We start from the raw sequence: 12365 nt of genomic DNA, 5'->3' as shown, positions 1-12365 counted from the left end.
GACGAACACAACGGCTATGCACGATTACCAAAGGGAATTCCTCGATTTCGCCCTGGAGCAGAACGTGCTGCGCTTCGGCGAATTCCAGCTCAAATCGGGTCGTATCAGTCCCTACTTCTTCAACGCCGGGCTGTTCAACACCGGCGGCACCCTCGCCGCCCTGGGGCGCTACTACGCGCGCTCGATCACGAACTCGGGGGTCGGCTTCGACATGCTCTTCGGCCCGGCCTACAAGGGCATTCCCCTGGCCAGCACGACAGCCGTGGCGCTGGCCGATCACCACGACCGGGACGTGCCCTGGGCCTTCAACCGCAAGGAGGCCAAGGATCACGGCGAGGGCGGCACCATTGTCGGCGCACCGCTGGCCGGCCGCGTGCTGGTGATCGACGACGTGATCTCGGCCGGTACCTCGGTGCGGGAATCGGTGAACATGATCCGCGCCGCCGGTGCGGAGCTCGCCGGTGTGGCGATCGCGCTGGACCGCAAGGAGCGCGGCAGCGGCGAGCTGTCGGCGGTGCAGCAGGTTCGGGACCAGTACAACGCCCCGGTGGTGCCCATCGTCGACCTGGACGACCTGGTGGAGTGGCTGGAGCAGCGCGGCGACCACGACGCGGACCTCACCGCCATCCGCGCCTACCGGGAGCAGTACGGCGCCTGAGTCGGCGGTCGCGGCTTGCGCCGCTCCTACGGGCGTTGCGCATGCCGTTACAGGTCCGCTTACCGCTCCAGCATCCGAAGCCAGTCGGCCAGCCCGTCCGTGTAGGTCTCGCCGCTGCGCATGAACCCAGTGTTGTGATCGCCCTGGATGCGCAGGAACTGCTTCGGCTCCCGGGCGGCCTCGTAGATCGCCTCGCCGTGGTGAAACGGGATTATCTCGTCCTCCGGGCTGTGTACCACCAGTAGCGGCACCTGCAGGTCCTGCACGAACTTCCGCGTCGGGTAGTGAATACGGGCAAGCTGGCGCACCGGGAAGATCGGATAGAGCTCGGCCGCCATGTCGGGCGCCGACGTAAACGCCGATTCCAGAATCACGCCCCCCACGTCCCGCTCGGTCGCCACGTGGGCGGCCACCGCCGCTCCCAGGGAACGGCCGAAGGCAATGATTTCCCCCGGCGGCACATCCCGTTGCTCCGCGAGATAGTCCCATGCAGCGCGACCGTCCCGGTACAGTCCTTCCTCGGACGGGCTCCCCTCGCTACGACCGTAACCGCGGTAATCGATGATCAGCACGGCGGCTCCAAGGTCGTGGAAGATCTCCAGACTGTCCAGCCGGTGGCTGATGTTGCCGGCGTTGCCGTGAAAGAAGAGCACCGTATGGCGGGTATCATCCGGCCCCGGCAGGTACCAGCCGTGAAGCTGAACGCCGTCTTCGGTTTCCAGGGTAACATCGTCCCAGTCGAGCCCGATTTCGGCCGGCGTGGCAATCAGCTCGCGCCCGGGTACGCCAGGCAGATGGATCAGCCGCGACTGCATCCCGTACAGTAGCAGGAGCAGGCCGAGGTAAATCCCGACGCCCATAAGCGCAATGACGGTGATAGTCCCCATGAACCCCCTGTTCCGGCGCGCTGTACTCATACTGGTTGTCACCCTGCTTGGCGCCGCACTGGCCGGCTGCGGCAGCGTCCACCGCGGCTACGAGAGCATGCTGCTTCTGGGTGATGTCCAGTCCGGCGCCGAGAGCAGCCGGCTGAAGAACATCACCGAGAAGCCTGAGCGTTCCACCGTAGCCTACGCGGTCGGCGACCGGGAACACGTTGCCGATGTCTATCAACCCGCGGACCGCGAGCCGCGCGGTACGCTGGTGCTGATACACGGCTTCACCGAGCACGGCCGCCGCGATCCGCGGCTGGTGGAGTTCGCCACCAGCATGGCGCGCGCCGGCTTCACCGTGATCACCCCCGATGTGGAGGGGCCCATGACCATGGCTGTGGGGCTGCGCGACGCCAGGCACATCCAGGACACGCTGGAGTACGTGGTCGCGGAGCAGGACGGTTTCGCCACCGAGCCGGTGGGCCTGATGGCGTTCAGTTTCGCCGTCGGGCCGGCGGTGATCGCCGCGAAGGCGCCGAACGTGGCAGAGGACGTGGCATTCCTGGTTGCCGTGGGCGGCTATTACGACATCGAGGACGCCATCACCTACGTCACCACAGGCGTGGAACCCCGGTCCGGGCGCCAGGATACCGTGCCCGAGCCACGACGCGAGGGCAAATGGGTGGTCCTGCTGAGTCAGCTCGATCGCATCGACGACCCGCGCGATCGCGAGCTGCTGCGGGAGATCGCCGAGACACGCCTGGAGAACCCGGGTGCACAGGTCGACGGCCAGGTGGACGCGCTGGGCGGGGACGGACAGGCCGTCTACGGGCTGATCACCAACACCGACCCCGATCGCGTCGGCGAGTATTTGGATGCCCTGCCCGCGACGGTGCGGGACGAACTCCAAGGACTGGACCTGGCGCGCCGGGACCTGTCCCGGCTGAAGGCAGAGCTGATCCTGGTCCACGGCACGGATGACAACGTCATCCCGATTGGTCACAGTGAACGCCTGCAGGCCGCTATCGGCGACGAACAGGCCCATCTGTATCCCGCCGCCGGCCTGTACCATGTGGATGTGGCACCGGGGCTGCGCGATGGCTGGCAGCTCTGGCGGGCCAGCCGCCTGGTGCTCCGCCTGACGGATCGGCACTGAGCACCAGACGTCGTACCGAGAGGCAGGAACGCCCCATGAAACCGCTGCTCCCACACCGCCGCGCCTGCGCCCTGGCTACGCTGATCATCACAAGCGTGCTGGCCGCACCCGCGGGCGCCGATGGTCAGCTCTACCGCTGGACGGACGATGACGGCAACGTGCACTACAGCGACCGGCTGCCGGCGGATCGCGCACCGGACGGGCGCGACGTGTACGACCGCTCGGGCCGGCACCTGGAGCGCATCGACGCCGCCCTGTCCGACGAAGAGCGGGCGCTGAAGCGCGAGCGGGAGGCCCAGGAGCGCGAAGCGCAGGCCCTGGCCGAGGAACGGGCGGCGGAGCAGGCGGAATACGACCGCATGCTGCGCAGGACCTACACCCACCCGGACGAGATCCGGGCCGCCCGCGACGAGCGCATCACCACCCTCGAGGCCGCGGTGTCCCTTGCCGACAACCGCATCGAGCGCTACCGCGAGGAGCTGGACCGCCTGCGGGACGAAGCGGCCCGGCTGGAGCGGCGCGCCAGTGGCGATCCGGCGCCGGCCCATGAGCGCATCAATGAGGTACGCGAGCGAATCGCCCGGCAGGAGCGGTTGATCCAGCGCCTGGAAACGGAGATGGCCGACGTGCGCGAGACCTTTCAGGGGCACCTGGAACGCCTGCAGGAGCTCCGGGCCCGGGACAGCTGACCGACAATCCCGCGGCCGGTCAGGACGGCCCGTGGATCAGCGTGCCCACGCCGCGGTCGGTGAACAGCTCCAGCAGGACCGCATGGGTGACCCGGCCGTCGATGATGTGGGCCGCGCGCACGCCATTCTGCACCGACTCCAGTGCACAGCGGATCTTGGGCAGCATGCCGCCCTGGATGGTGCCGTCCCGGATCAGTTCTTCCACCCGCTCGGCGTCGAGACCGGTGAGCAGATGACCGTCCCTGTCCAGCAGCCCCTCGGTGTTGGTCAGCAGAATCAGTTTCTCGGCACCCAGCACTTCCGCCAGCTTGCCGGCGACCAGATCGGCATTGATGTTGTATCCGCGTCCGTCGTCACCCACACCGATGGGGGCGATCACGGGGATGAACTCGCCCGTGTCGAGCATGTTCACCACCGAGGCGTCGATGCTGGCCACCTCGCCCACATGACCGATGTCCGGCAGATCGCTGTCCGGCGTTTCGGCGCCCTTGCCCTCCAGCCGCAGCTGCCGGGCCCGGATCAGGCCACCATCCTTACCCGTGAGCCCCACGGCCCGGCCGCCCTGGGCGTTGATGAGCTGGACGATCTCCTTGTTCACCAGCCCGCCCAGCACCATCTCCACCACGTCCATGGTCTCGGCATCGGTCACGCGCATGCCGTCCACGAACCGGGTCTCCTTGCCGATCCGGTCCAGCAGATCGCCGATCTGGGGGCCGCCGCCGTGGACCACCACCGGATTGAAGCCCACCAGCTTCATCAGGACGATGTCGCGGGCGAAAGAGCGCTTGAGCGCCTCGTCGACCATGGCGTTGCCACCGAACTTCACCACGATGGTCTTGCCGTGGAAGCGCTGGATGTAGGGCAGCGCCTCGGTGAGGACTTCGGCGACTTCGGCTGGGGTCTTGGTGGTGGTCATGGTTTTCCTGTGATGAGGTTGTCTGGTTGGTGGTGGTCAACATGGTAGACCTGAAGGTCTACCCTACGGTTGCTGCGGCCGCGGTCTGCGGTGAATGGTGGACCTGAAGGTCCACCCTACAGGCTACCCTACGCAAAAATCTGACCGCCGCGGTATCACGCCCGCGTAGGGTGGACCTTTAGGTCCACCGGTTCGCCTCCGATCCGGTACCCCCTACGCCCGCACGCGCCGGGCCGCCTCAGAACGGCAGATCCAGCCCCGGCCGCGCCTGTTCCAGCAGCGTCCGGAAGCGCGCACGGATGCGCTCCAGCGCCGTCTCGTCGTCACCTTCGAAGCGCAGCACCAGGCAGGGCGTGGTATTGCTCGCCCGAACCAGGCCCCAGCCGTCGGGGAAGTCCACCCGCAGGCCGTCGATCGTCGTCACCCGCGCCTCGGGAAAATCGGCGGCCGCCACCAGCCGCTCGATCACCTGGGGCGGCTCCCCTTCGGAGAGGTCCACCTTGATCTCCGGGGTACTCACGGCCTCGGGCAGCGCCGCGAACACCTCGGTACTGGAGCGATCCTCCATGGACAGGATCTCCAGCAGTCGCGCCGCGGTGTAGATGCCGTCATCGAAGCCCGGCCAGCGGTCGTTGAAGAAGATGTGGCCGCTCATCTCCCCGGCCAGGGGGGCGCCGCTCTGCTTGAGCTTGGCCTTGATCAGGGAGTGGCCGGTGCGCCACATCACCGGCACGCCGGCGTGCTCGGTAATCACCTGGGCCAGCTGCGACGAGCATTTCACGTCGAAGACGATATCCGCGCCGGGATTGCGGCTCAGCACGTCCCGCGCGTAGAGCATCATCTGCCGGTCCGCCCAGATGATCTTGCCCTCGGCATCCACCACGCCGAGACGATCACCGTCGCCGTCCAGTGCCAGCCCGACGTCCGCCTGCTGCAGGCGCACCAGGCTGATCAGCGCCTCCAGGTTGTGCGGGTCGCTGGGGTCCGGGTGATGATTGGGAAAGGTGCCGTCCACGTCACAGTACAGGGGCTCCACTTCGCAGCCGATGGCCTGCAGCACCTGCGGGGCGATGCCGCCGCCGACGCCGTTGCCGGCGTCCAGCACCACCCGCAGGGGGCGATGCAGGGTGATGTCGCCGGCAATGGCGTCGATGTAGTCGGTGGCCACATCCTGGCGGCGGACACCGCCCTCTCCGGCCACCAGATCGTCCTCGACGATGCGCCGGTGGAGATCCTTGATGGCGTCGCCGGACAGGGTCTCGCCACCGACCATGATCTTCAGACCGTTGTAGTCCGGGGGGTTGTGGCTGCCGGTGATCTCGACCCCGGTCCCGGTGCCGAGGTGGTGCGTGGCGAAGTACATCACCGGCGTCGGCACCTGGCCGATGTCGATCACCTGCCGCCCGGCGGCGATGAGCCCTTCGGTCAGCGCAGCGGCCAGATCCGGGCTGGACAACCGGCCATCGCGCCCGACCACCACCTCGTTGCAGCCCCTGGCCGCGGCCTCGCTGCCGATACTGCGGCCGATCTGCCGCACCACGTCCACCGACAGGCTCGAGCCCACCACGCCGCGAATGTCGTACGCCCGAAACAGGCTGGGATCCACGTTCAAACCGTTCTCCTTTTCCAGATCCGCATGCGCCGCCGGCGCATCATGCCCGGACTGCGGTTCAGTCTCGAGCTCCTCCACGATCATGCCACCCCGGGTGGCGGGGGCCGGTTCCGCTGCGCCGGGCGCGGGCTCCGGCTCTGCCGCCCGGCAGGGCGGTTCTTGCGCTGGTACCAAGCGAGTCCCGGCCGCCGGCCTGCGCAGCACGCGCAGGGTCGCGACAACCACCAGCAGCATCAGCGTGCCCGCCACCCCGGCAATGGTCAAAAACCACGGGTCGCCCAACGGCCGGTACGTGGCGCCGACACCGTCGGTGGCAACACGCACCTGCCACTGGCTGCCGGGCACGCCGGCCGCCCGTTCGATCGCCCCCGGCTGCGGTGTGCCGGTGGCAACAACGGGATCGCCGCCCTGGGTCACCACCCGCCTGCCGTCCGCGCCGCCGGAGAGGTCCAGTGCCTCCCGCAACCACTCGGGCGGCAGGGAGACGAGCAGCAGCCCGATGACCGCGTCGTCGCGGATGACCGGGGCCACCAGATTCACGTGCGCCTGCGCCCGCCCGGGCAGGTGGGCCTCCGGGCCGGTCACGGCCGCACTGGATTCGCTCTGCCGCAGCATGTCCAACGCCGCGTAACCGAGCGGCGGCTCGGTGTCCAGTGCCGGCTCGTCGTACCCGGGCGGGTACAGCATGACCCGCAACGCGCCGGGGAAGCGCGCCGCGACGCCCTCGGCGGCCGCCTGCAGGCCGTCACGGCCGCCGTCCGCCGCCGCATCGGCAACCTCCGCCTCGGCGGCAACGGCGCGGGCGCGCGCCCGCAGCTGCTCCACCCGTTCGCCGACCTGATCGGCCAGCTCGGTGGCGATCTCGCCCGCCCGCGCCTGCCGTTCAGCCTGGCGCGCTTCCTGGGCGGCGTCCCGGATCAGCCAGAGCGCCGCGGCGACGATCACAACCACCAGCAACCCTGCCGTTGCCAGGACGGGACCGGCTCGCCTTCCGGCGCTCACGCTCAACGGCCCCCCTCCCCGCGTACTCAGCTCCGGCCGGAATGGCCGAAGCCGCCGGCCCCGCGCTCGCTGGCTTCAAAACTGTCGACCACGCGCAACCCCGGACGCACAACCGGCACGAAGACCAGTTGCGCAATGCGCTCGCCGGGCTGCACCGTATAGGTCTCCCGGCTGCGGTTCCAGCAGGAGACGAACACCTCGCCCTGGTAGTCGGAGTCGATCAGGCCGACCAGGTTGCCCAGCACGATGCCGTGCTTGTGACCGAGGCCCGAGCGCGGCAGGATCACTGCCGCAAGCGTCGGATCACCCATGTGGATGGCAAGCCCGGTGGGTATGAGCAGCGTCGCATCCGGTGCCAGCAGCGCCTCCTCCTCGAGGCAGGCGCGCAGGTCCACGCCCGCGGAGCCGTCGGTGGCGTACCCGGGGAGGCCCCATTCGTTGTTCAGCCGGGCGTCGAGCACCCGCACGTCCACGGTCGTCATGCCTACTCCTGCGATTGCTTGTCACGGAGGCGCTGCTCAACGACCTCCAGTAGCGCCTCGGCGAGGCGGGTCTTGGGCGACGGCCCCAGTGCCACGGAGCCGCCGTCCCAGCTGACCTCCAGGGCGTTGTCCTCGGCATCGAAGCCACTGCCCGGCCGCCCGACCCAGTTGGCGGCGATCATGTCGAGCCCCTTGCGGCGCCTCTTGTCTTCTGCGTGCGCCTGCATGTCGTTGGTCTCCGCGGCGAACCCCACGGTGAACGGCGGCCGCGCCCGCCCGGCCACATCGGCCAGAATGTCCGGGTTGCGCACCAGCGCCAGCGCCATGTCGGCGTCGTTCTTCTTGATCTTTGCTTCCGCCGGCGTGGCCACCCGGTAATCCGCCACCGCCGCGCAGGCGATGAAGATGGTGCAGTCCGCCACGTGCGCCGTGACGGCATCGTGCATTTGCGCGGCCGACTCCACGTCGACTCGCGCGACGCCGGGCGGCGTCGGCAGCGCCACCGGCCCGCTGACCAGGGTGACACGCGCGCCGGCCCTGGCTGCGGCCGCCGCCAGGGCAAACCCCATGCGGCCGGAGCTGCGGTTGCTGATGTACCGCACCGGGTCGATGGCTTCACGGGTGGGCCCGGCAGTCAGGAGCACGTGCTCCCCAGCCAGTACCGGCACCGGAAAGAGCGTCGCCACGCCTTCCACCAGCTCCATGGGCTCCAGCATGCGGCCGGAGCCCACCTCGCCGCAGGCCTGGTCGCCGGCGCCCGGGCCCAGGACGGTGGCGTGGCGCTCCACCAGTCGCGCCACATTGGCCTGAGTGGCCGGATGCGCCCACATCACCCGGTTCATGGCCGGCGCGATGGCCAGGGGCGCTTCCGTGGCGAGACACAGGGTCGTGAGCAGATCGTCCGCGTGGCCGTGGGCCAGCCGGGCGATCAGATCGGCACTGGCGGGAGCGATCAGCACGGCGTCCGCCCATCGGGCCAGCTCGATGTGTCCCATGGCGGCCTCGGCGTCCGGGTCCAGCAGACTGGTATGCACCGGGTTGCCGGACACCGCCTGGAACGTCAGCGGCCGCACGAACTCCTGCGCGCCGGCGGTCATGACCACGCGCACGTCTGCGCCGGCATCGCCCAGGCGGCGCACCAGATCAGCGCTCTTGTAGGCGGCGATCCCGCCCGAGACCCCCAGAAGTATGCGTTTGCCGGTGAGGTCGGCCATGATGTCCCCTGCTTGCGCGCGGCACCGCCGCGGACCGGTGGAAAGTGTACGAAATCCGTCGGTACTGTGCATGCTTGCAAGTGCGAGCACAAATGGCTAAAAGGAGGCACGCATACCCACTCGCGATCACTCCACGGAAGGAGAACACCAATGGCCATTACCGACTGGCCGGAGGCGGAACGCCCCCGGGAACGGCTGCTCGCCCACGGCGCCGACGCACTCTCCGACGCCGAGCTCCTTGCCATCTTCCTGCGCACCGGCAGCCGCGGCCGCAGCGCCGTGGATCTCGCCAGGGATCTCCTGCAGCGTTACAACGGCCTGCGTGGGCTGCTGGAAGCCGACCGCGCCAGCTTTTGTGCCGGCCCTGGCCTGGGCGACGCCAAGTACACCCAGCTCCAGGCGGTGCTGGCCATGGCGCGCCGCTATCTGGCCGCGGACCTGGAGCGCGGCGACGCCCTCACGACACCCCAGACCACCCGCGCGTTCCTGCAGTCGCGGCTCCGGCATCGGCAGCGGGAGGTGTTCGCCTGCCTGTTCCTGGACAACCGACACCGGGTGATGCACTTCGAGGAGCTGTTCGAGGGCACCATCGACGCAGCGGCCGTCTATCCCCGAGAGGTAGTCCGCCGGGCGCTGGCGCACAACGCCGCCGCGGTGATCGCGGCCCACAACCACCCCTCCGGCGTCGCCGAGCCGAGCCGGGCCGACGAACAGATTACCCGCAGGCTGCGAGACGCCCTTGGACTCGTGGATATCCGCCTGCTGGACCATTTCATCGTTGGTGACGGCGAACCGGTGTCGTTCGCGGAGCGGGGGCTCATGTAGCCGCCCCGCCTGTGTCAGACTTGCCCCATCTCCACCACCACGCGGGTAGACGGCATGCGCAGGATTACGGATGAACAGGGACACCAGTGGGACGTCACGGTCGGGCGGGAGTCCTACGGCATGCAGGTCTTCCTGTTCATGCCCCAGAACGGCAGCGGGGTGCGCAAGGCGCTGATGACCGCCGACACCTGGCTGGACGGCGAGCGGGAGCTGCACGCGCTGGATGAGGCGGCACTGCTGGAGCGGCTGGCGGTCTCTGTCCCTTGGGAGGAAACCGCGTCGTATTGACCTGGGGGCTGGTGAATGCGGCTGGATCACCGGCTCATCTGGTGGACCTGAAGGTCCACCCTACGGGTCTGACGGTCCACCCTTCTAAGACGCCTACGGGGCCGCGGGTCTGTGGGCGTTGCCGTTCCCGGGGTAGGGTGGACCTTCAGGTCCACCAATGGCGGAACGCCCCCCGGCGCGACGCAATGCACCATACAAAAACGGCCCCGCAGAGCGGGGCCGAAGTCATCAACAGGGGAACACAGGGTAACGCGCGGCGTCAGGCCGCCATGGCGGCCTTCAGCTTATTCATGGCGTTTTTCTCGAGCTGACGCACACGCTCTGCGGAAACGCCGTACTTGTCCGCCAGCTCCTGAAGGGTCGTCTTCTGCTCCACCAACCAGCGACGCTGGACAATGTCGCGGCTGCGCTCATCCAGCCCGTCGACAGCGGAGTGCAGCGCATCGATCTGGTGCCCGTCCCAGTCGTCGGATTCGATCTGGGATGCCGGATCCATGCGATTGTCCGACAGGTACGCGGCCGGCGACCGCACCACGGCGTCGTCGTCATCCGCGTCCGGCTGCGGATCAAACGCCATGTCCTGACCGCTGAGGCGGGATTCCATCTCCAGCACTGTCTCCGGCTTGACGCCGAGATCGCGGGCGACGTTGTTCACTTCGTCGTTGGAGAGCCATCCCAGGCGCTTCTTGGAGCTGCGCAGGTTGAAGAACAGCTTGCGCTGCGCCTTGGTGGTGGCGACCTTGACGATGCGCCAGTTGCGCAGGATGTATTCGTGGATCTCGGCACGGATCCAGTGCACGGCAAACGACACCAGGCGGACCTTCACGTCCGGGTCGAACCGCTTCACCGCCTTCATCAGGCCGATGTTGCCTTCCTGGATCAGGTCGGCCAGAGGCAGGCCGTAGCCGTTATAGCCGCGGGCAATGTGCACCACGAAGCGCAGGTGCGCGAGCACCAGCTGCCGGGCGGCGTCGATGTTTTCCTGGTCGCGGTACTCCAGCGCGAGCTCCTGCTCCTCCTCGGCGCTGAGCACGGGAATCTGGTTGACCGCCTGAATATAGGCCTCTTCACTGCCTGCGCGCAGCGGCAGTTGATTGGCTGTGACCGTGGACAGGGCAGTACCCATTGCTTTCCCCCTTGCTTGCTTCCGTGACTAGTTTAGCAGTCACAACCTTTGAGTGCTAAGCGGCGGAGAAGTTCACTACCCCGGGTGGGGTGATGGGGTTCCGGGACGGGGGTTCCAAGGGGATCATGTGGCGGGTGGTGGACGTAAACGTCCACCCTACGCCTCGACCAACCTCGACCAACCTCGACCAACCTCGACCAACCTCGACCGGCCCCATCGCCCCATCGCCCCATCGCCCCATCGCCCCATCGCCCCATCGCCCCATCGCCCCATCGCCCCATCGGACCATCGGACCATCGGACCATCGGACCATCGGACCATCGGACCATCGGACCATCGGACCACCGGACCATCGGACCACCGGACCACCGGACCATCGGACCACCGGACCACCGGACCACCGGACCACCGGACCACCGGACCACCGGACCACCGGACCACCGGACCACCGGACCACCGGACCACCGGACCACCGGACCACCGGACCACCGGACCACCGGACCACCGGACCGTCGTAGGGTGGACCTTCAGGTCCACCAAACCAACGACCCTAACGCGGCTCGATGGAGGCCAGGTGGCGCCCCACGGCGATCCACGACCCGGCCAGGCCAAGACCGATGCCCACGGCCCAGACGGCGACAATGCCCTGGAACCCCAGGCCGCTCAACAGCGGCCCGGTCTGGTAGAGCTCTGCCAGCCGGTGCAGCGGCCCGCTCAGCATCAGCCGGCCGCCCTCCACCAGGATCGTGGCCAGCAACCCGCCAATCACGCCGTACCACGCCCCCTCGTAGAGAAAGGGCCGCCGGATGAAGGCGTTGGTGCCGCCAATGAGCTTGGTGATCACGATCTCCTCGCGGCGGTTCTCGATGGCGAGGCGAATGGTGTTGCCGACCACCATGATCACGGCCAGCCCCAGCAGCCCCGCCACGATCCACGCGGCACGCCGCAGCAGCTCCATGATGGCCTGCAGGCGCTGCACCCACTCCAGATCAAGGCGGGCCCGATCGACGGCGCCGTGGTCGCTCAGCTCGTTGGTCAGCGTCTCGAGGCTGGTGGCATCGGTGCCGCGCCGCGGATGGATGACAATGACGGGCGGCAGCGGGTTGTCATCGAGCATAGCCAGCGCGGCATCCATGCCAGAGAGCTCCTGAAATTCGGTCAACGCCTCGTCCGGGGTGACCACCTCGGCGCGCTCGATGCTGTGGCGGCCCGCAAGCTCATCGGCGAGCTCGCGGTGGGCGGATTCCCCGATGTCCATTTGCAGAAACAAGGAGATCTGCGCCCCGTCGTCCCAGTCCCCGGCGTGCCGTTCGACATTGTCCAGCAACAGCAGAAAGGCCGCCGGCAGTGCCAGAGCGATGCCGAGCACGCCCGCGGTCATGCCGCTGGCCAGGCGCGTGCGCGCGAGCCGCCCCAGGGCACCCACGGCCGCGCGGGCGTGGTCGGCACCCCATGCCTGAAGCCGGCCGATGGGGCCAATGCCCGTGCTGGCGCGGTTGCTGCGCTGTTCGCTGCGCTCCGCCAT

The 12365-nt window shown here is 68.4% G+C and carries 12 protein-coding genes; 5 read left to right on the top strand and 7 right to left on the bottom strand.

What is annotated here, in order from left to right; translation table 11 throughout:
• Positions 1-16 precede the first annotated feature (16 nt).
• Positions 17-658 (top strand): orotate phosphoribosyltransferase, encoded by a 642-nt coding sequence (gene pyrE / locus ACNSTU_RS14805; protein ID WP_290637169.1) that lies wholly within the window; start codon positions 17-19, stop codon positions 656-658.
• Between the two features lie 59 nt (positions 659-717).
• Here pyrE and ACNSTU_RS14800 read toward each other — a convergent pair whose 3' ends face one another.
• Positions 718-1545 (bottom strand): alpha/beta hydrolase, encoded by an 828-nt coding sequence (locus tag ACNSTU_RS14800; protein WP_290635287.1) that lies wholly within the window; start codon positions 1543-1545, stop codon positions 718-720.
• On the opposite strand from ACNSTU_RS14800, the gene ACNSTU_RS14795 reads away from it, so the two are divergent.
• Positions 1544-2686: an RNA methyltransferase gene (locus ACNSTU_RS14795; RefSeq protein ID WP_418212557.1), complete on the top strand. Its 1143-nt coding sequence runs from the start codon at positions 1544-1546 to the stop codon at positions 2684-2686. The two genes, ACNSTU_RS14800 and ACNSTU_RS14795, sit on opposite strands and share 2 nt — an antisense overlap.
• A gap of 35 nt (positions 2687-2721) precedes the next feature.
• Complete coding sequence (locus ACNSTU_RS14790; RefSeq protein WP_290637173.1) at positions 2722-3375, top strand: DUF4124 domain-containing protein; 654 nt, start codon at positions 2722-2724, stop codon at positions 3373-3375.
• A 19-nt stretch (positions 3376-3394) separates the two neighbouring features.
• Here ACNSTU_RS14790 and argB read toward each other — a convergent pair whose 3' ends face one another.
• From argB to coaBC, 4 genes are all read right to left on the bottom strand, one after another.
• Positions 3395-4291, bottom strand: coding sequence for an acetylglutamate kinase (gene argB, locus ACNSTU_RS14785; protein ID WP_290630434.1), 897 nt, complete (start codon positions 4289-4291; stop codon positions 3395-3397).
• A 238-nt stretch (positions 4292-4529) separates the two neighbouring features.
• Positions 4530-6905 carry a phosphomannomutase/phosphoglucomutase gene (locus tag ACNSTU_RS14780; protein WP_418212556.1) on the bottom strand — a complete coding sequence of 792 codons (2376 nt, stop codon included), beginning with the start codon at positions 6903-6905 and terminating at the stop codon, positions 4530-4532.
• Positions 6906-6931: 26 nt separating this feature from the next.
• The gene (gene dut / locus ACNSTU_RS14775; protein WP_290630430.1) at positions 6932-7387 is read right to left on the bottom strand and encodes a dUTP diphosphatase; all 456 of its coding nucleotides are present in this window, start codon (positions 7385-7387) and stop codon (positions 6932-6934) included.
• A 2-nt stretch (positions 7388-7389) separates the two neighbouring features.
• Entirely contained in the window at positions 7390-8601 is a 1212-nt protein-coding gene (gene coaBC / locus ACNSTU_RS14770; RefSeq protein ID WP_290630428.1) for a bifunctional phosphopantothenoylcysteine decarboxylase/phosphopantothenate--cysteine ligase CoaBC, read from the bottom strand.
• A 150-nt stretch (positions 8602-8751) separates the two neighbouring features.
• Between coaBC and radC the strand changes: the two genes are divergently transcribed.
• Entirely contained in the window at positions 8752-9426 is a 675-nt protein-coding gene (gene radC, locus ACNSTU_RS14765; protein WP_290630426.1) for a RadC family protein, read from the top strand.
• Between the two features lie 54 nt (positions 9427-9480).
• Positions 9481-9714: a hypothetical protein gene (locus tag ACNSTU_RS14760; protein WP_290630424.1), complete on the top strand. Its 234-nt coding sequence runs from the start codon at positions 9481-9483 to the stop codon at positions 9712-9714.
• A gap of 259 nt (positions 9715-9973) precedes the next feature.
• Here the strand turns inward: ACNSTU_RS14760 and rpoH are convergent, their stop codons facing one another.
• Together rpoH and ftsX are read right to left on the bottom strand one after the other, a co-directional pair.
• Positions 9974-10840: an RNA polymerase sigma factor RpoH gene (rpoH, locus tag ACNSTU_RS14755; RefSeq protein ID WP_290630422.1), complete on the bottom strand. Its 867-nt coding sequence runs from the start codon at positions 10838-10840 to the stop codon at positions 9974-9976.
• Between the two features lie 550 nt (positions 10841-11390).
• Complete coding sequence (gene ftsX / locus ACNSTU_RS14750; RefSeq protein ID WP_290635085.1) at positions 11391-12365, bottom strand: permease-like cell division protein FtsX; 975 nt, start codon at positions 12363-12365, stop codon at positions 11391-11393.

This window comes from Aquisalimonas sp. APHAB1-3, assembly GCF_048323695.1.
Classification (GTDB): Bacteria; Pseudomonadota; Gammaproteobacteria; order Nitrococcales; family Aquisalimonadaceae; genus Aquisalimonas.
Note: the sequence above shows the minus strand (reverse complement) of the source record. Positions and strands in the feature narration are given on the sequence as shown.

Excerpts from the sequence above, each read along its gene's own strand:
- radC (WP_290630426.1), top strand. The coding sequence starts at position 8,752 with ATGGCCATTACCGACTGGCCGGAGGCGGAACGCCCCCGGGAACGGCTG.
- argB (WP_290630434.1), bottom strand. The coding sequence starts at position 4,291 with ATGACCACCACCAAGACCCCAGCCGAAGTCGCCGAAGTCCTCACCGAG.
- ACNSTU_RS14795 (WP_418212557.1), top strand. The coding sequence starts at position 1,544 with ATGAACCCCCTGTTCCGGCGCGCTGTACTCATACTGGTTGTCACCCTG.
- coaBC (WP_290630428.1), bottom strand. The coding sequence starts at position 8,601 with ATGGCCGACCTCACCGGCAAACGCATACTTCTGGGGGTCTCGGGCGGG.
- dut (WP_290630430.1), bottom strand. The coding sequence starts at position 7,387 with ATGACGACCGTGGACGTGCGGGTGCTCGACGCCCGGCTGAACAACGAA.
- ACNSTU_RS14790 (WP_290637173.1), top strand. The coding sequence starts at position 2,722 with ATGAAACCGCTGCTCCCACACCGCCGCGCCTGCGCCCTGGCTACGCTG.
- ACNSTU_RS14800 (WP_290635287.1), bottom strand. The coding sequence starts at position 1,545 with ATGGGGACTATCACCGTCATTGCGCTTATGGGCGTCGGGATTTACCTC.
- ACNSTU_RS14760 (WP_290630424.1), top strand. The coding sequence starts at position 9,481 with ATGCGCAGGATTACGGATGAACAGGGACACCAGTGGGACGTCACGGTC.
- pyrE (WP_290637169.1), top strand. The coding sequence starts at position 17 with ATGCACGATTACCAAAGGGAATTCCTCGATTTCGCCCTGGAGCAGAAC.
- rpoH (WP_290630422.1), bottom strand. The coding sequence starts at position 10,840 with ATGGGTACTGCCCTGTCCACGGTCACAGCCAATCAACTGCCGCTGCGC.
- ftsX (WP_290635085.1), bottom strand. The coding sequence starts at position 12,365 with ATGGCGGAGCGCAGCGAACAGCGCAGCAACCGCGCCAGCACGGGCATT.